General features: G+C 52.0%; 15 protein-coding genes, 1 tRNA gene and 1 pseudogene. 12 read left to right on the plus strand and 5 right to left on the minus strand.

Annotation, left to right across the window (positions count from 1 at the left end):
• Positions 1-415 precede the first annotated feature (415 nt).
• A pseudogene (locus DX909_RS26025) lies at positions 416-1,545 on the plus strand (IS3 family transposase).
• Between the two features lie 602 nt (positions 1,546-2,147).
• Here the strand turns inward: DX909_RS26025 and DX909_RS26030 are convergent.
• The 4 genes from DX909_RS26030 to DX909_RS26045 all read right to left on the minus strand — a co-directional run bounded on the left by DX909_RS26030 (position 2,148) and on the right by DX909_RS26045 (position 4,579).
• Positions 2,148-2,221 (minus strand) — tRNA-Asn (locus DX909_RS26030).
• 100 nt (positions 2,222-2,321) lie between these two features.
• Positions 2,322-2,621, minus strand: a complete 300-nt coding sequence (locus DX909_RS26035) for a hypothetical protein (protein WP_128548176.1) — start codon at positions 2,619-2,621, stop codon at positions 2,322-2,324.
• 92 nt (positions 2,622-2,713) lie between these two features.
• Positions 2,714-3,334, minus strand: coding sequence for a 16S rRNA (guanine(527)-N(7))-methyltransferase RsmG (gene rsmG / locus DX909_RS26040; protein ID WP_128548177.1), 621 nt, complete (start codon positions 3,332-3,334; stop codon positions 2,714-2,716).
• A 51-nt stretch (positions 3,335-3,385) separates the two neighbouring features.
• Complete coding sequence (locus DX909_RS26045; protein ID WP_510186351.1) at positions 3,386-4,579, minus strand: glycosyltransferase; 1,194 nt, start codon at positions 4,577-4,579, stop codon at positions 3,386-3,388.
• A 156-nt stretch (positions 4,580-4,735) separates the two neighbouring features.
• Here DX909_RS26045 and tgt point away from each other — a divergent pair, with 156 nt between their 5' ends.
• Together tgt and DX909_RS26055 are read left to right on the plus strand one after the other, a co-directional pair.
• A complete protein-coding gene (tgt, locus tag DX909_RS26050; RefSeq protein WP_128548178.1) occupies positions 4,736-5,866 on the plus strand; it encodes a tRNA guanosine(34) transglycosylase Tgt in 1,131 nt (376 codons plus the stop codon).
• Positions 5,867-6,076: 210 nt separating this feature from the next.
• Complete coding sequence (locus DX909_RS26055; RefSeq protein WP_128548179.1) at positions 6,077-7,537, plus strand: OmpA family protein; 1,461 nt, start codon at positions 6,077-6,079, stop codon at positions 7,535-7,537.
• Between the two features lie 105 nt (positions 7,538-7,642).
• Here DX909_RS26055 and DX909_RS29955 read toward each other — a convergent pair whose 3' ends face one another.
• The gene (locus DX909_RS29955; protein ID WP_229311201.1) at positions 7,643-7,951 is read right to left on the minus strand and encodes a hypothetical protein; all 309 of its coding nucleotides are present in this window, start codon (positions 7,949-7,951) and stop codon (positions 7,643-7,645) included.
• Positions 7,952-8,005: 54 nt separating this feature from the next.
• On the opposite strand from DX909_RS29955, the gene DX909_RS26060 reads away from it, so the two are divergent.
• The 9 genes from DX909_RS26060 to DX909_RS26100 all read left to right on the plus strand — a co-directional run bounded on the left by DX909_RS26060 (position 8,006) and on the right by DX909_RS26100 (position 18,765).
• On the plus strand, positions 8,006-9,991 hold the full coding sequence (locus DX909_RS26060) for an SLBB domain-containing protein (protein WP_229311202.1): 1,986 nt from the start codon (positions 8,006-8,008) through the stop codon (positions 9,989-9,991).
• Positions 9,992-10,002: 11 nt separating this feature from the next.
• Entirely contained in the window at positions 10,003-11,109 is a 1,107-nt protein-coding gene (locus tag DX909_RS26065; protein WP_206513056.1) for a GumC domain-containing protein, read from the plus strand.
• 27 nt (positions 11,110-11,136) lie between these two features.
• The gene (locus tag DX909_RS26070; RefSeq protein WP_128548180.1) at positions 11,137-12,429 is read left to right on the plus strand and encodes a nucleotide sugar dehydrogenase; all 1,293 of its coding nucleotides are present in this window, start codon (positions 11,137-11,139) and stop codon (positions 12,427-12,429) included.
• A gap of 207 nt (positions 12,430-12,636) precedes the next feature.
• Entirely contained in the window at positions 12,637-13,971 is a 1,335-nt protein-coding gene (locus DX909_RS26075; RefSeq protein ID WP_128548181.1) for a lipopolysaccharide biosynthesis protein, read from the plus strand.
• Positions 13,968-14,690: a glycosyltransferase family protein gene (locus DX909_RS26080; RefSeq protein WP_128548182.1), complete on the plus strand. Its 723-nt coding sequence runs from the start codon at positions 13,968-13,970 to the stop codon at positions 14,688-14,690. Before DX909_RS26075 ends, DX909_RS26080 begins: the two co-directional genes overlap by 4 nt.
• Before the next feature lie 2 nt (positions 14,691-14,692).
• Positions 14,693-15,193, plus strand: a complete 501-nt coding sequence (locus DX909_RS26085) for a glycosyltransferase family 4 protein (RefSeq protein ID WP_164851412.1) — start codon at positions 14,693-14,695, stop codon at positions 15,191-15,193.
• Positions 15,190-16,329: a glycosyltransferase family 4 protein gene (locus DX909_RS26090; RefSeq protein WP_128548184.1), complete on the plus strand. Its 1,140-nt coding sequence runs from the start codon at positions 15,190-15,192 to the stop codon at positions 16,327-16,329. Before DX909_RS26085 ends, DX909_RS26090 begins: the two co-directional genes overlap by 4 nt.
• Before the next feature lie 17 nt (positions 16,330-16,346).
• Positions 16,347-17,660 (plus strand): hypothetical protein, encoded by a 1,314-nt coding sequence (locus DX909_RS26095; RefSeq protein ID WP_206513057.1) that lies wholly within the window; start codon positions 16,347-16,349, stop codon positions 17,658-17,660.
• On the plus strand, positions 17,644-18,765 hold the full coding sequence (locus DX909_RS26100) for a glycosyltransferase (RefSeq protein WP_128548186.1): 1,122 nt from the start codon (positions 17,644-17,646) through the stop codon (positions 18,763-18,765). Before DX909_RS26095 ends, DX909_RS26100 begins: the two co-directional genes overlap by 17 nt.
• Positions 18,766-18,777: the final 12 nt, after the last annotated feature.

The following is an 18,777-nucleotide window of genomic DNA, read 5'->3' on the forward strand; positions in this document are numbered from 1 at the left end:
AGCGTGTAATCTTCGGGTTGCCAGCGTTCAGGATTATAAAAATAAACACAGGTATCCCCGTTGAACAGGTTCCGGTGTTTGTCAAGCGCCGGTTTTTCTGAAAATTGTTTTGGCTGCCCCTCCACCGAAGCCGTCAACAAACTTGGAAACACTGAGGCCGTAGCAACGCTTCCCAAGCCGCCACGTAGAAAATTCCGACGGTTTCTTAGCGATTCAAATCCCATAACAAACGGTTTTATTAGACCAGGACTTCGCTGGATTCCTAGTAAAAATACCTCCGTCACAGGACTTTTACTTTTACTAATTTATGGATTTGTAGTACTATTTTTCAGTGTTGACCTGCTCCCAGAAAACTGGACAATGAAAAGTAAAGGATTCGGGCGATTGTCGTACCTTAAACTTAAAGACAATTGCCATGAAAACGACCAAGTTCACCGAGGCTCAGATCGTGTTTGCTCTTAAGCAGGCAGAGACAGGGGTAGCCGTCGCGGAAGTATGCCGCAAAATGGGAGTTAGTGAGGCTACCTACTACAATTGGAAGAAGAAATATGCCGGTTTAGGAGTGCCCGAATTAAGGCGACTTCGGCAATTAGAAGAGGAAAACCGTCATCTCAAGCAATTAGTAGCAGATCTGAGCCTTGATAAACAAATGCTGCAAGATGTGCTCAAAAAAAAGCTTTAAAGCCGGTTCAGAAGCGTGAACTGGCGAAAAGCATAATGAAGGATTATCAGGTAGCGACTCAACGAGCCTGCGCAGTAGTCTTGCTCCAGCGATCAGTGTGGTACTACAAAGGTCAAGATCGGGATGATACGATTGTCCGTCATCGAATTAAGGAAATCGCCCAGGTGCGAGTTCGTTATGGCCATCGCAGGATCTATATTCTGCTTAGGCGGGAAGGCTGGCGTGATAACCGCAACGGCGGACCGTCCATAAGCGGATTTACCGAATTTATTGTGAAGAAGGGTTAAACCTGCGCAGCAAACGTCCTAAGCGGAATCGAGCTGCCGCCCACCGTCATCAACGCCCAAAAGCCTCCACGGCACACGAATGCTGGAGCATGGATTTTGTGGCCGATCAGCTTTTTGATGGCCGAAGATTTCGGGCTTTAACTATAGTCGATAATTTTAGTCGCAAGTGCTTAGCCATCCATGTGGGCCAAGCGTTAAAGGGAGTGGATGTCGTCGCCGTTATGGAGCAGATAAAGGCTAATCAAGGGGTTGTGCCTCGATGGATTAAAGTAGACAATGGCAGCGAGTTCATCTCTAAAGCCTTGGATCGATGGGCGAGTGAAAACAAGGTAACCCTTGACTTCTCAAGACCAGGCAAACCAACTGATAACGCGTTTATCGAATCTTTTAATGCAGGGCCGCCTGTGCGGTAGCTTTCGTGATGAGTGCTTATCGACGAATTGGTTTTTATCCTTAGATGATGCTCAGGAAAAGGTTGAGAGCTGGCGGCAAGAATACAACGCCTTCCGCCCGCATAGTTCCCTAAATGGGCTAACGCCAGAAGAAGCAATTACAAGAGTAGAAATGATGAAATGAACGTCCGATCCTCAAAATGGCCACTGTCCGGAATTTGGGTGCGGTTCAAAAGCGTCCAATCCTCAAAATATCGATCGTCCAGAATTCGGGTGCAGCTCAAAACCTATATATATTGGACCCTATGTAAAATTTTTACATAGGCTTTATAAAATTTTTACAGAGCCTATATAAATTTTTTACATAGGGTCCGAATTGTTTTCAGCAAGGGGTACATCCGTTATTTGAATCCCCGCTGCTTACCATCCTCGAAAACTACGTAGCCCGCATTCTCCATCTGCTATAGGATATGACTGGCCGTAGTCGTTGTCACGCCGCTCGGCTCGGTAGGGGTTGGTGGTTGTACATTCTTCGTCCCGGGATAAAAACGTTACCTAGGCTAGCAGTACCCGCGCGATAAGATTTAGACCCGGTATGGTTAGAATGCTAGCCGGTAGACAAATTTTAGGAAACTCTATCTTACGCTCCGTAAAAAATACTCCCCCTGCTTGGGTCCTGCTGGTCGGAGAGCCAAACTTGATTTTAATTTATTTAATAAAGGCATTTGTATTGCAATGCAAACAAAAAAGCCGCTTACAATTTTTTGTAAGCGGCTCATTATCAGGCTCCCGAAGCTGGGCTCGAACCAGCGACCCTCTGATTAACAGTCAGATGCTCTAACCGACTGAGCTATTCGGGAGTGTGTTCCGGCGTTTTCGTCGGAATGTGGGTGCAAAAGTAAGGTCCCCGGACTAATCTTGCAAGTATTTTCTGGAAAATTCCCCGGCGATCCGGCCGGTTTACATGGCACTCGGACCACGTCCCGGCACCCGCTCCAGAATTAACTCCTTGATTCTTCGGGCATCACCCCGCGTAAAGTTCCTGATCATAATTTCCGGCCGCGCTCTCGGAATGATCCGGATCGTGGAAAAAAACATGCCGTTATCGATTTCGACACCCGATATGTCGGAGTAAAAGACGAAGTTGTCCGTCCCGCCGACCAGCTTCCTGACCCGAAAAGTAACGCCCTTGTCGTTGAATTCGACAATGTCCCGGTTAATGGGGTCCTTGAAACTACTCGATTTGAAGATCTCTGCCATAGAATTGAAAAGTTGGGGAGTAGCGGAGATCTGGCGTTTAGGAGTCGGCTATTCGTCAACACCTAAATGCCCCAACCCTTACACTCCTACACTCATTTCGGTACGTAGATGACTTTCTTGGTTTCGAAAAATGATTCGTGAAAGTAATCAGATAAATCAAAAATCCGGTATTTATCCTTGATTTCAGCCAGTTCCTCTTCCAGATCACCCCCTTTGAGGTACAAAACTCCGTTGCGGAGCCGGTTGTTACCGTTCTTATGAATTTTATACCGCACCCAGCCCAGAAACGGCTTCAAACGTGTCACGGCGCGGCTCACCACAAAATCATAGGTCGTGTCCAGATGCTCTACGCGGGCCTGCTCCGCCCGGACGTTCGTCAGCCCCAGGGCACCGGCGACTTCATTTACCACCTTGATTTTTTTGCCGATACTGTCGACCAGGTGAAAATCGACCAGCGGGAACAACACGGCCAGCGGGACGCCCGGAAAGCCTCCCCCGGTGCCGACATCCAGCACCTCGGTCCCCGGCACGAACTGAATCACTTTGGCGATCCCGAGCGAATGAAGAATGTGCTTTTCGTATAAGGAATCGATGTCCTGCCGCGAGATGACGTTGATCTTTGCATTCCAATGGCGATACAGCTCGCCCATGGTCGTAAACTGCTCCAGTTGGAGAGCCGTCAGATCCGGAAAATATTTTTTGATCAGTTCCAAAATGGTCGGTATTGAAAAGCGAATAAATATAGCTGGGTTTGCTGCCTGTGCCTACCTCCAGGTCATCCGGTGCCGGTTCCGGCGGGGACGGAGGGTGACGAAGCCCATGACGGCATAATATATACTTAAAACCAAATCCATTACCGGTATTCCTGCCCAGTGAACGGTACGCCCGAGCCGGTAACTGATCCGGCCTACCACTCCCCAGAACGCCAGCAGTCGAAATAGAAACAGCCCGGACACGGCCAGCAGAAGTTGCCCTTGCGGGTGGGTCACAAGGGCCGGAAACCCTTCGGTTAGAACCCGTGCCGACGTTAGGGCAACCACAACCGGGCCGGTCATCCAGCTCAGGATATGGGTAACCGACAGCACCCCCAGCCAGAGTTTATTCCGGGTCCGGTAGTGTTTTCCGACCGACAGATGCCGGCGCTTCTGGTGTCGCCAGGCCGCAAAGGTCTCTTTCGGACTTGACCAGGTGAAGGTCTCCGGATGCAGGCTGACGGTTGTGTTTCGGGAGGTGGCCACTTCGTTGATGAACAGATCGTCGTCGCCCCCCATAACCCGGATATGGGTGTAAAAACCTTTATTGTTCAGAAACAGCTGCCGGCGGTACAGCAGATTCCGGCCCACCCCCATGTAAGGGATACCGGCCAGCGCCAGAGAAAAATACTGAACGGCCGTGTAGAGCGTTTCATACCGGATCAGCCGGTTCAGCCAGCGGTTGTCCGGGTGTCGCAGATACGGTCCGAAGCCCAGCACGATCTGCACACGCGGGTTGGCGAGCCGGCCGGCCATTCCGGCCAGCCAGGAATCTCCGGCCGGCCGGCAATCGGCGTCGGTAAGCAGAACGATGTCGTGGGTCGCCTGCCGGATTCCGATCGTCAGGGCGTATTTCTTGGGGGTGACGTGCTCGTGTTCGCGGTCGATCCGGATGAAGCGGACGTGCCGGAACGCTCCGGCCGACCGTTCGAGGAACTCTTTCGTACCGTCGCTCGAACGGTCGTCCATGACCAGCACCTCGAAATTCGGATAAATCTGCTGATCGAGCAGCGGCAGGAGCGCGCGCAGATTGTCCAGTTCATTCCAGGCGCAGACAATGATGGTTACTCCGGGAAGATCCGGGTTGTCGGCGGGTTTGACAGCCGGCGGCACAGCCCGGAAGGCGGTTCGGGAGAAAATGGCCAGAATATAAAAAAGCTGTATGCCTACAGACAACAGGCACACAATCAGCAAGATATAAGTCACGGAGTAGTAAAAAAATTGGCAATAGACGGCCGTTCAATGAATCGGCAAATATACTGATTTTGATTTTCGCCTTCCGCCTTTCGACCTTTGCGGATCAAAAGTTGTATCCTGGGCTTCCCGGCCTGACGTCGGGCGTCCGGGAATCCTGAGAAAGCAATGCAGTTTACCATTCATAAAACCGATCCCAACTCTCAGGCCCGGACCGGGGTCCTGACAACAGACCACGGGCCAGTGCAGACACCTATATTTATGCCCGTCGGGACGGCCGGTACCGTCAAGGCCGTTCACCAGCGGGAGTTGAAAGAGGACGTCGGAGCAGAAATTATTCTTGGAAATACGTATCACCTGTATCTTCGGCCGGGTCTTGACGTCTTAAGGAAAGCGGGCGGGTTGCACCGGTTCAACGGCTGGGACCGCCCCATCCTGACCGACAGCGGTGGCTACCAGGTGTATTCGCTGTCCAACACCCGGAAGATTAAGGAGGAAGGGGTGACCTTCAAATCGCACATCGACGGCTCGAAGCATGTCTTTACGCCGGAAGGCGTCATGGATATTCAGCGGACGATCGGGGCCGACATCGTCATGGCGTTCGACGAGTGTACGCCCTATCCCTGCGAGTACGGCTACGCGCGGGAGTCGATGGAGATGACCCACCGCTGGCTGCGCCGGTGCATCGGGCGTTTCGACGCCACCGAAGGCCATTACGGGTATCGGCAGACGCTGTTTCCGATCGTCCAGGGCAGTACGTACAGGGACCTGCGGCAGCAGTCGGCCGAGTTCGTAGCGGCTCAGGAAAGGGAGGGGAATGCCATCGGGGGGCTGGCCGTCGGCGAACCGGCGGAGGAGATGTATGAGACGATCGCACTGGTCAATCGGATCCTTCCGTCCGACAAACCGCGGTATCTGATGGGCGTTGGTACTCCCGAAAATATTCTGGAGGCTATCGCGCTTGGCGTCGATATGTTCGATTGCGTCATGCCCACCCGAAACGCCCGGCACGGGATTCTGTTTACGTCGCAGGGCGTGATCAATATAAAGAATGAAAAATGGAAAGATGATTTTAGTCCAATTGACGAGGAAGTGGGCGGTTATGCCAGTACCTTTTATACAAAGGCCTATTTACGGCACCTGATACGTTCGGAAGAAATTTTAGCGGCCCAGATTGCGAGTCTTCATAACCTTACTTTCTATTTATGGTTAATAAGGCAGGCAAGGCGGCATATCGAGGATGGAACTTTCATTTATTGGAAAAGTAATATGGTAAAAAAACTGATGCAACGTCTTTGATGGATGAAAAATCCTGATTTTCTTGTGCCGGCAAATTCTGATAGAACGGTACAAACAAAGCCGTCCGTATCTTGTTTGTAAACTAAGCGAAAATCCATAGTTTTGCGCCGAAGCGAGAAAATCGCGTTTAAAACGCATTCCGCCGGCCAATTCCTGTTGTTTCACCACACTCAATGGTTTATTAAACTGTCAAACAATAACCTGATAAGTATGAAAAAAGTATCCCTGTTCGTAAAGGCAATGGGATTGGGTCTGCTGGCAGCGACAGGTGCCAGTGCTCAGTATAACCCGAAAGCCTCCTATGAGGGTCCGGCTAAGTTGAACACCTGGTCTGTTTCGCTCATGGGGGGACCCACTCAATTCTTTGGAGATCTTAGGGAATATGATTTCTATCCGGTCGGGAAGACAAGTTCTGACAGCTACAACGAACGTAATTCTGGTTTTTTCGGAGTAGCCGTCGGTAAGCAACTGTCTCACCTGTTCGGTCTCCAGCTGGACGCCCAGTTTGGCAACCTGGTCGGCATGAAGCGTCGTCAATATTTCTCCTATTTCCGCTCCAACTTCATTCAAACCGATCTGACCGGCAGCGTCAACCTGAAAAGCCTCCTGTTCGGGCCGAACAAAATGAAGCGGTGGAAAATCGATGCCTATACGGGGATTGGGGTGGTCTTCTTCAAGTCGACGGCCTATGAAATCGGAACGGGCCGCGTGCGCCGGTGGACCAAAACCAACAACGGGGACGGCATCCTGCGCGAAGCCAAATACGAAAAAGACTGGGCCATCCCCCTGGGTGCCGCCATTCATTATGAGGTGAGCCCCCGTTTCGACGTCGGCCTGGACTTCCGGATCACCCATGTTAACACCGACCGCATCGACGCGACCGTGGGCGGTAATTCCTCCAGCTATTTCGATGGTTACGGAACGCGCGGTGCTTTCGACAGAGCGCCCGAGCGGAGAGGAGAGTCCAACCTTGATAAACTCGGCTATGGAGCCGTCATGGTTACCTATAAATTAGGCAAGAACGCCATCCGCGTTCAGAAAGTGAACGGCAAGTATGAGTACGATACTACGAAGGGTACCTACCACCTGCGCTGGACCGATCCGAAACTCCTGATCAAACCGCCGGTTATCCTTACGCTGGAACAGATCGACTCCGTAGCTAAAGCCAACCGTCCCAAAGACATCGACCCGCGCCTGCTGACCGACTCGGATAACGACGGTGTTTCCGACTACTTCGACCGTCAGCCCAACACGCCTGCCGGCAGTATCGTGTCGGGTGCCGGGGAAGCCATCGACTTCGAAAAATACGTGAGCGCAGCCCTGCCGGGTGTTGCCTGTGCCGAAATCTTCGCCAACGTGACGTTCGATACGGATAAAAACATCATCAAACCGCAGTTCTTCGACATGCTGAACAAAGTGGTTGAACTGATGAACAAAACCCAGTGCCGTCTGCAGCTTTCCGGTCATGCCGACCGCCGGGCTTCCGACCGCTACAACATCGCTCTCTCACGTCGCCGGGTAGAAGCCGTCAAGAATTACCTCGTGAAACAGGGTCTGAACGATCCGAACCGGATTGTGATCGATTACTTCGGCTCCTTCAAACCGATCGGTGACAACTCCCGGAACGGCCTGACCAAGAACCGCCGGGTTGAACTCCGACTGGTTCCGTAAAACAGACTTTCAATTTATCCGAATAAAAAAGCCCCGGAGGTGTAACCTGCCGGGGCTTTTTGCGTCTCAATAGGGACGTCTCGGCCTGAGGCAAAAAGTTGGAATTTAACCGGTTTGCCAGTGTTGCTTTCGGATTTGAAATTTTTCCTGTTGCTTCTGTTTTGTTTTTTCTGTACTACCCTTCCGGCTGTTTCGCAACAAGTCGGTGACCTGACCGATGAACAGGTTCGCCAGTTCGTCCGGCAGGCGGCCGGCAGTGGGTTGAGTGAAAGTCAGATCGAACAGCTTGCTCTCGCACGCGGCTTTACGGCCGCCGATATAACCAGGATGCGGGAGCGGATCGCCGAACTCAACAGCCCCGCCCGGCCCCCATCCGGCCCGCCGGTTCAGACCGGCAGGGAACAAGGGAATCAAGCTGAATTGAGCGTAAGGCCGGCTCCGGAAAAGTCAGAGGCCGTTGAATCGGAATTGCCCATCTTCGGAGCTTCTCTGTTTTCCAACCCGAGTCTCACTTTTGAACCCAACCTGCGAATTCCGACCCCCCGCAATTACCAGATTGGGCCGGAGGACGAACTCATCGTCGACGTATATGGGAATGCGCAACAGAACTATCGGGTGAAAGTCAGCCCCGAGGGCGCCATCCGGCTGGAAAATCTGAGCCCCATTTATGTGAACGGGCTGACCGTCGAGCAGGCCGAACAGCGCATCATCAGCCGGTTGCAGCAGTTGTACGCCGGTTTGAATACCCGGTCCGGCGGAGTTTATGCCACCGTCACTCTGGGCAGCATCCGAAGCATCAAAGTCACGCTGATCGGTCAGGTCCTGCGTCCGGGAACCTACACGCTTTCTTCGCTGGCGACCGTTTTTAACGCGCTTTACGCGGCCGGCGGGCCCCACCCGGGCCGGGGATCGTTCCGGGATATCCGGGTATACCGAAATAACCAACTGATCCGCACGCTGGATATGTACGATTTCCTGCTGCGGGCCGACCAGAAGGACAACATTCGCCTTCAGGATCAGGACGTGCTGTTTGTCAATCACTACCAGACCCGCATCGAGCTGGCAGGGGAAGTGAAGCAACCCGCCGTTTATGAAGTGCAGAAAGGAGAGCCGCTGAAGCAGGTGCTGGCTTTCGCGGGCGGCTTCACCGACAAGGCCTACACTTCCTCCATCACGCTGCGCCGTCAAACGCCCCGCGAACTGGAGGTCCTGACCGTAGCGGCCGCCGAAATCGCCGGGTTTATGCCCCAAAAGGGAGACCGATACACGGTTGGTGCCATTCTCGACCGGTACGAGAACCGGGTAACGATTCAGGGAGCGGTATTCCGACCTGGAATCTTTGCCCTGGAAAAAAACCGTACCCTCAGCCAGCTGATCAAATCCGCCGAAGGGCTGAGAGAGGACGCTTTTCTGAACCGGGCCACCCTGCGCCGGCTTCGCGATAACCTGGATCCCGAACTGGTGGCCGTCGATCTTGGCCGTCTCATGCGTGGGCAGGCGCCCGATATTTCGCTGCAACGGGAGGACGTTCTCACTATTGCTTCGTATGGGGATCTGCGCGGGCAACGGAAGGTACATATCGAGGGCGCCGTCAACCGGCCCGGAACCTACGATTTCGTCGACAGCCTCAGCATCGCCAACCTGATTGTTCTGGCCGGCGGCTTTACCGACGGGGCCCTGGCCTCCCGGATCGAAATTGCGCGTCGTGTCCGGAGCGATACGGCCGACCTGCCCCGCAGCCAGAACGTCCGCCTGTTCCAGTTTGAATTGAATGATCAGTTAAGACTGACCGAAGCGGAGGCCCGCTTTTCGCTTCAGCCGTTTGACCAGGTCTATGTCCGAACTTCGCCCCGCTACGAACCACAAAAAAGAGTGATCATCTCGGGCGAAGTGCGTTACCCGGGCAGCTATCCCATCCGGGATAAACTCGAACGCATCACCGATCTGATTGCCCGTGCCGGAGGCCTTCGTCCGGAAGCTTACCTGAAAGCCACCCGGTTTATGCGCCGGGGCGAACTGATTTCGGTCGATATTAAAGAAATCCTCGCCCGGCCTTCCGACACCGGGAATCTGCTTCTCCTTCCCAACGATTCGATTCATATTCCGCGCCAGGTAGAGCTGGTTCGGGTGAAAGGAGAGGTGCTCAACGCGTCGGTCGTCGACTATAATCCGGTCAAAACCGTGAAATCCTATCTGAATGAAGCGGGCGGATTTACGACCAAAGCGATGCGACGAAAGCTTTATGTGGTTTACGCGAACGGCAAAGTTCAGCGGACAAAAAGCTTCCTGGGCCTCCGGTTCTATCCCGATGCCGAGCCGGGGATGGAAGTCATCGCGCCGGCCAGGGTTCCCCGGGGAGACAGCAAACTGACGCCGGCCGAACGGGTAGCCGTTGCAACGGGCCTTACCTCTCTGGCGGCCGTCGTCCTTACCGTGGTCCGATTGTTCCAATGAAAGCCGCTCCGATGACGACAGAAGCAAAAGTGGCCGAGCCCGCACCCGGCAGAGACGGCTGGGTTAGCCTGACTCCGGAAAAGGCCGTCCGGCTCTTATGGCATTGCCGGAGAACGCTGGCGGTATTTACGCTGTTTTTTTCGGGAGTGGGAGTTGTGCTGGCGGTGCTGACCGCCCCCGAGTATGTTTCCGAAGCGCGAATCATGCCGGAGATGCATCCGGGAGCCGGTGATACCTTTCGCAAGTTAGCCTCGGCGGCCGGTTTCGCCGGGCTCAATCTAAGCGATATCGAGGAAGTTGAAGCCGTTCGTCCGGACCTGTACCCCAACATTCTTCAGAGTTCTCCTTTTATTCTTTATTTACTGGAGCGACCGGTATTGACCGGTGCCGGAACCCGGAAAACCGTTTCCGAAATGCTGAGAGCGGTATCCTGGAAGGCTCGTTTTTTTCCGGAAGCTCAACTGCCTCTTCCGCCGGCTGCCGACGGGGCCGGTCCGATCAAATTAACCGAAGACCAGCAGGATCTTCTTGAAGAAGCTCAGAAACGGATCTCGGCCCGCATGGATACACGGTCGGGCGTTATTACCATTGCCGCCAGGGTGCCCGACGCGGTGGCCGTCGCTTCCGTCGCCCAACTGGCCATGGACTATCTGACCCGGTATGTTACCGGCTACCGGACCGAAAAGGCCCGCAAAGATCTGGCGTTTTATGGTTCCCGGCTCAATGAAGCCAGACGACGCTTTCAGGCGGCCCAGTATCGGGTGTTTCAATACAATGATCAGCATAAAAACATGATCGTTCAGGCGGCCACTCTGGAGAAGAAGCGGCTCGATGCCGAACTGGTGATCGCCGAGTCGGTGTATTCGGAACTGGCCCGGCAGCATGAACAGGCCCGGATCAAGGTGCAGGAACGGACCCCCGTTTTCAAGGTACTCGAACCGCCGAAGATTCCTCTGAAACGGGAATCTCCCAAAAGGATGTTGATGGTATTGACTTATTCTTTCGTCGGTTTCGTTATTGGCAGTATATATTTGCTCATAACCGGGCCGGATGTGCTCGGCCATCTCCGGCGACGCATTCGTTTCATTACTCAGGAAGGGCCGGAGCGGAAGGATTGATACGGTTTGTTGTAAAGATAATTAATTGTGTACCAGGAATTAAAGCAGAAACGAAAACAGATCGCCGTGATCGGCCTCGGTTACGTGGGGCTTCCGATTGCGCTGGAGTTTGCCCGGCAGTTCAAAGTGATCGGCTTCGACATCAACCCGGACCGGGTGGCCATGATGCAGCGCGGGGAAGACCCCTCACGCGAGATCGGACCGGCGGATTTTGAAGGTAAAGACATCCGTTTTACGGCCGATCCCGAGGTGCTGCGGCAGGCGCATTTCTTCGTGGTGGCGGTTCCGACGCCGGTCGATGATTATAAGGTGCCGGATCTGAAGCCGCTCCAGCGAGCCTCTGAAGCGGTCGGAAAAGTGCTCAAGCGGGGCGACTATGTGATTTACGAATCGACGGTGTATCCCGGTTGTACGGAGGAAGACTGCCTGCCCATCCTGGAGCAGTTCTCCGGCCTGAAGCTGGGTGCCGATTTCCGGATCGGCTATTCACCGGAGCGGATCAATCCGGGCGACAGGGAACGGACCCTGCCCAATATCCTTAAGATCGTTTCAGGAAGTGACGCCGAGGCCCTGGAGGAGATTGCGGCCGTATACGGAAGCATCATCCGGGCGGGAATTTACAAGGCTCCGACCATCAAGGTGGCCGAGGCCGCCAAAGTGATCGAGAATACCCAGCGAGATCTGAACATCTCCCTGATGAATGAATTATCTATCATCTTCGATAAGATGAGTATCGACACGCAGGAGGTGATCAAGGCCGCCGGGACGAAGTGGAACTTCCTGAAGTTCACGCCCGGGCTGGTCGGCGGACACTGCATTGGGGTCGATCCCTACTACCTGCTTTACAAATCCCGTCAGCTGGGGTATGACCCCCAGGTGATTCACAGCGGCCGCCGGATCAACGACGGTATGCCGGCCTACATCGCCACGAAGCTGGTGCAGATGCTGATCAAGCGGGGCAAAGCCCCGCAGCAGACGAAAGTGCTGATCATGGGAATCACCTTTAAGGAAAACGTCGCCGACATCCGGAATTCCAAGGTCGCCGACCTGGTGCGGGAGCTGATGAAATATTCCGTCAACGTCCATATCGTCGATGCCCAGGCGTCACCGAACGAGGTGGCGCATGAGTATAACCTGACTCTGATGGACTCACCCTCGAACCAATATGATGCGGTAGTGGTGGCCGTCGGACACGACGAATACCGGCAACTGGATATTGCGTATTTCCGCTCCATCATGAACAGTCAGCCAATCCTTCTGGACCTGAAAGGCCTCTATGCAACCGGAGATCTGGACGGGATGGAATACTGGCGGATGTAATTTATTCCTCCTTAGGATGAAAGAAGTGACCGGTAGGGTGACTTTTTGACACCACTGTCGTCTATGTAAAGGGAAAGACTACAGTAGGCAGTTTCTTCAGGCTCATGACTTTTGTATCGCCATCATTCCATGAAATCAGGCCTAGAGAGATAGTGGCTCCAGATTTTCATTCGCTTAGTTATCTTGAAAAAAAGAATCGTCAAAATAATGTCCGTCAATCTGTTTCAGGTGACAGGAACGGCTCTTATTCAGTTTATTTCCGTGCCCATATTTATCACTTACTGGGGTAAATCTGATTATGGAGAATGGTTGATTCTGTTTAGCTGCAGCACGCTCTTTCAAATGAGCGATTTCGGCATCAACTCGGCTGTTGATAACCAGATGGCTCTTTATGGAGTGCGGCAGGATTACCAGCAGGCACTAAAAGTGTATTTCCAGGGCAGGCTATTGGTTCTGCTGATGGGAGCGATGCTGCTGGCGTTGCTCTTGGCATCGTTGTTTCTGATTGATTACCGATCACAACTCCATATCACGGAGATGGATAAGAAGACGGTCGCTCTCATTTCGATTTTGCTGTCTTTTCATGCACTGCTGGTTGTGCAGCAGGAACTACTTAGCAGTATTTACAGGGCGGCTCAAGAATACACGATTGGTCGGGTGTGGATTATCCGGACCAGACTGGTAGAATTTTTTGTAGTGGTCCTGGCGGTAATGTTCGGAGCGTCTTGCTTTGTTGTGGCTTTCCTGTATCCCGTTGTTCGGCTCGTATTCTGGGTTGCTATGCTCCGGGCGTGTTACCAAAAGTATCCCTGGTTTCGGCAGAAAGGCATGTACAGCGTCGATTATCTGCTGATTAAACGGTTGTTAAAGCCGTCGTTCAGCTTTCTTATTATGTCGTTGGGACATGCCGTGATGTTGCAGGGCACCCTATTGTTGGCAGGCCACTTTTTTTCGCCCGCAACGGTAGTCGTTTTTTCGACGGTTCGCCTGTTCAGTAGCCTGATCCGGCAGGGCATCTCCGTCGTCAGTCGTACGGTTTGGATCGAGTTGTCACCGGCCCTTGAACAGCACAACTATTTGCTGGCCCGCCGACTTCACCAACGAGCCAGCCAGATTAATCTGTGTCTTGCCTTTGGAGCAGCCTTTATCTTCCAACTGGTTGGAGAACATGCGATTGCATGGTGGACTCTGGGCGAGGTGTCGATAGACCAGCCTTTCTTCGGCTTCATGCTGCTGGCTACTGTTACCTACACGGTCTGGGCGACCAGCCTCACAGTTCCCATGTCGGTCAACCGACACCGGAAGGAATCTTTGTGGTTTGTCGGTTCGAGTATTTTAGGCCTTTTCTGTGCTGTCTTGCTCATCCCTGCCATCGGTTTACCGGCTTTACCTCTTGGGTTGTTGCTAACTGACGGCTGTATGATCGGGGTAGTGTTCGGCTCATGTGTCACCATTCTTCAGCATAAAGATAGAAAGGAGCTGTTCTCCGGTTTGATTGATTTTGAGTGGTTGAAAGACAAAATGATAGTTGCCCGATCATGACGGATAGGAAAATAGCCGTTGCTCAGTTAGGTGCCCGAATGCATTATGCGGTTCCGCGGATTCTTCACGAAAATGGGCTGTTACAGACCTTGTACACCGATTTCTACAGCCGAAAATATCCATTTGCTCTATTACAAAAAGCGCCTTTTTTTTCTACCGTCAAACGTTTAAATACCCGACATCATCCTGGTTTACCGGCTGGCAGAGTGTGTCATTTTCCGCCTTTCGGTCTGAGGTATTCCCTCGGGCGAAGTCGTTGCCTGACCTCAGAAGATCGCATCCGCCGGCACCTTGAGGGGGGACTCGAATTTTCGAGGCTGGTACTGAAACAAATCCGGAAAAATTTACCAGATGTGGTTTATACTTTCAACTCCGCAGCGCTTGAAATCATGGAGTTTGCCAAAGCCAATGGCATTTTTATTGTGCATGAGCAAACAATATGCTTGCACTATATTGAGAAGCAATTGCTAAAAATTGAAAAGGAAAAGTTTCCTGAATGGGCTATAAATCAAGAATTTACGTTGAATTCAAATAGGTATGCAGATCGGGAACGCAACGAATTTCTGCTCGCCGACAGGGTGGTTTGTGGATCGGAATTTGTGAAAGGAGGACTTATCGCGCAATCGGTCGGTGAGGAAAAGGTACAGGTAATCCCGTATGGCGTCGCGCAGGGTCCGTTGGGCTCGCATCCTGTTCAAAAAAAAGCAGAGGGCAACTGAACGTGCTGACGGTTGGCGAAGTTGGGCTTCGGAAAGGGAGTCCCTACGTCATGAAGGCCTCCGCGCAACTCAAAGGATTCGCCAATTTCCGAATGGTCGGTGATTACAGTCGGGTACCACGAACGGTGTTGGGCGGATTAGCCAAAAATATAGAACTAATCGGGAGCGTCAGGCGCGACCGGATGCACGAACATTACCGCTGGGCGGACGTATTTCTGCTGCCCTCAGTGTGCGAAGGCTCAGCCACGGTTACGTACGAAGCCATGCAGCACGGACTTCCGCTGATCGTTACGCCAAATACAGGATCAGTGATCGAGCACGGGCAGGAGGGATTGATCGTGCCGGTGGGAGAACAGGAATCAGTGGTGCAGGCCATCGAACAGTTGGGAAAGGAGGCCGACACAAGAGATGGAATGGCAGAAGCGGCCCTGTTAAAAGCTAAATATGCCAGTTATGAAGCTTATTCCCAACGCCTTATTAATTTCTTTAACAGCCTGCCATGAAGCCGAGGTTAAGCTTTTACACTAACATCCCGACACCCTACCAGCTGGATTTCTGCCAGGCGTTAGCCGAACGGTTCGAACTGAATGTTGTCTTTTATGCTCAAACCGAAAAAGGACGGCAATGGAAATTCAAAACCAATCTCGACTTATATAATGTGATCGTACTCAGGAATTCATGGATAGCTGACTGGTTCCAGATGCGGGTGAAAGACTTTCATTTCAGCTGGCAGCTATTCAGCATCGTGCGTAATGATCGGAGTGATTACATCATCGTGGGAGGTGCGTATTGGATTCCGAATTCCTTAATTGTTATGATTTATGCCTGGCTACTGGGAAAGCCTGTTGCATTTTTCGGGGAGCGGATTTCATCGCGAGCCACTGGTTGGCGCAAAATAATGAAATTATTGGCTTTACAACCCCTTCATATTTGTTGCCGAAGGATATTTGCTATCGGGCAGGAGGCTGCCCAAACCTATCAGGCTTTTGGCGTTCAGCTTCCAATTACAAATATACCTTACAACCTCGACGGCAAAAAGTTTCGGGCAGTAACCAGCCGGTTGCTTCGCATTCTGCAATCCCAATATCGATGTGACGATACGCTGATCTTTCTCAGTTCTGGAGCGCTGATTCATCGCAAAGGCATGGATACGCTCGTTCGGGCTTTTCGGCTTCTGGATACGGAGCAATATCCCAACGTCCGTTTACTGATCCTTGGCGAAGGCCCACAACGTTCAGAACTGGAAAGATACACGGAAAAAGATTCCAGAATTGAACTATTGGGGTTCCGCCAGGCCGAGGAACTTCCGGCTTACTTCAATCTGGCCGACGTCTTCATTTTTGCGTCTCGTTACGACGGATGGGGAGTCGTTATCAACGAAGCAATCGCGGCCAGTTTACCCATTATCTGCACTGAAACGGTAGGAGCCGCGCAGGAATGGATCATCAATGGCGTCAATGGCATCCTTTGTCCTCCCAATCATGAACTGGCCTTATATGATGCGATGAAGAGGCTTATTCATTCAGCTGAAATCCGCCGGAAAATGGGTTCGTACAATGCCGCTCTGGCTTTGAAAACCGACTCCCGGTCGTACGCCAACCTCCTATTTGATGTAGTTAGTGAAGATCTTACGATATGATTTGGGCGTGCATCCTGTTGAATTTCCTTGTATTGGTGGCCGGGCTTTACTATGCCCGAAAGCAGGGGTTTCAATCAGTGATGCCATTCACGGTTTCATTGATTCTATTGTTGGTTTATAGCCTGTTGAGCCCAGTTTTTTTTTACATGACCGGCCGGGAGACGCCATTGGGAGATGATGGAGTATTCCGATTTGTAGGGAAGTCGATTTCGGATTATTACGAATTGGGAATGTTTCTGAACCTAATCGCAAACACCCATTTCATTTATGGTTTTGTGGCTATGCGAAGAAGTGTGGCCACGAAGGGCCATGAATTGAGGCCCACCTCGCTCCCCTCACTCCGCTTGCAGACTATCGGATTATACCTTCTGTTTACAGGAATTGTTCTGGCCGACTTATTCATCAGTGGACTCAATCCCCTGGATATTCTTTTCGGCAGTGCCGACGAAGACTTGTTTGGCGCAGAGAGTGCCACCAATTCGCATTATTTCCGAAACTGCGCCGATTGTCTCATCACAACGATCATTCTCTTTGCGTACATGCAGGGTCGGCGTAGTCAACTGCTTCTGCTCATGATACCGGCATTTGTGCTGTTTGCTCTCATGGGGTTTCGATATCGGATCATACTGACCTTACTTGGCCTCCTCATCGTCTACGGTTCCAGGTCCACTTTTGTCGGAAACATCCGACATTGGGCAGCGATCGGATTCGGCCTGGCTTACTTCATTCTTTTTATTACCTATAACCGCTGGAATTTCATAGCAGGACATTTACAGGATTTGACCTTCAATCCGGCCGAATTTGAATACACTGTATTCTTCGAACAGACGCATGGTGCACTGGTGGATATGAACCTGCTGCGGTATTTTAAAGAGAATACTGACGCAAAGCATGATTGGGGCTTGTCCATGTTTGGATACATCCTAATTAAAGCGCTACCGCGAGCCTTTTTCCCAAATGGAGAAAAACCGTATCCATCTCCGTTTGTCCGCACCCTCGACGATTCTCTCGAATTGCCTAATAGCTGGACCCGAACGGGAGAAGCAAGCCTTCATTACGGCGCGTTTTATGCCGCCTTCGGGTTAGCCGGTTATGTAATTCTTCCCTTACTAATGGGCCGTTGGATTCGGTTTGTCACTGACCGGAATCCAGTAGAAAAGCCGCTGGGCTTCCTGAAACAACTTGCTTTTACTCTGGCTCTGTTTCAGTTCATTACCCGGGGATACTTTCCACAATTTGTTGATCATTTCGTCTATTTATCCCTGCCCATTTGGCTGGTCGCCGGTAGCATTGGCCGGGCTACTCAACCGTTTTATGATAGTTCTCGTTAACGCCATCAACCTGTCCACGGCGGGCGGGCTGACGGTAGCTCTGAATTTCCTGAGGGAACTGCGCCAACTAAAACCGCCCGAGTGTAAGGTTCATGTAGTTGGGCCGGCAGGATGCGGATATGAGGATTTGGCAGGAGAAAACTTTCACATTCACTGTCTGTCCTCTTGGCAAACGGTCTGGTGGTTGAGGCCTTATGCTGAATTCCGCGTAGGTGAGTTGTTAAAGAAAATAAAGCCGGATGTCGTCTTTACTATGGGCAACTTCGCGCTTCCCATCCGGCTCAGGCAGGTCGTGCTCCTGCACTTGCCACATCTTGTCTATGCCGATTTGCCGGAAATCCGGAGTCGGCTGGGCTTTAGAGGGTCATGTAAAAATCGGCTGCGGACCCGTCTGTTTCGTCGCCGGCTGAAATATGTAAGCACCCTGTTGGTGCAAACTCAAACGATGCGAGACCGGATCAGCCGCCGTTTCTCGCCAATGCCGCCTATCGAACTGCTGCCCAATGCATATACTCAACTGGACAACGGAAAACAGAACGAAATTTTATTGCCAAAGGCAGCCGGACTGAAATACCTAATCTGTCTTTCCCGCTATTATCCACATAAGAACTTGGAGGGGTTGCTGGATTTGGCAAACCTAATCAAAAAGGCCCATAAGCCCTTTCGGATCATTACGACCATTGATGCCAGGCATCATCCCGGCGCAAAAAAATGGCTCAATCGGCGGCAGCAGGAATCCCTGGAAGAGATCGTTATCAACCTCGGTACGGTTCCGGCAGCCTCGGTACCTGGATTATACGGTCAGGTCGACGGTCTCATTCTGCCGACGCTAATGGAGTCGTTCACGGCTACCTATGTTGATGCTCTGCATTTTCAGATACCCATTTTCACGTCAGAAAGGGATTTTGCGGTTGAAATCTGCGGTGATTGCGCCTATTATTTTGACCCATTGTCGGCGCAATCAATGCTGGCCGTTTTGGAAAACGCTTACCAAAATCCCACTGAGATGGCGGAAAAGGTAGCAATTGGCAAACACCTTTCTTCGCGGCTACCCGGGTGGGACATAGTTACAAAATCCTGTTTGAATTTACTGAGCGTGGGTTAGCCATTGGTCTTT

Origin of the sequence: Larkinella soli, from assembly GCF_003703975.1 — a bacterium.
Classification (GTDB): domain Bacteria; phylum Bacteroidota; class Bacteroidia; order Cytophagales; family Spirosomataceae; genus Larkinella; species Larkinella soli.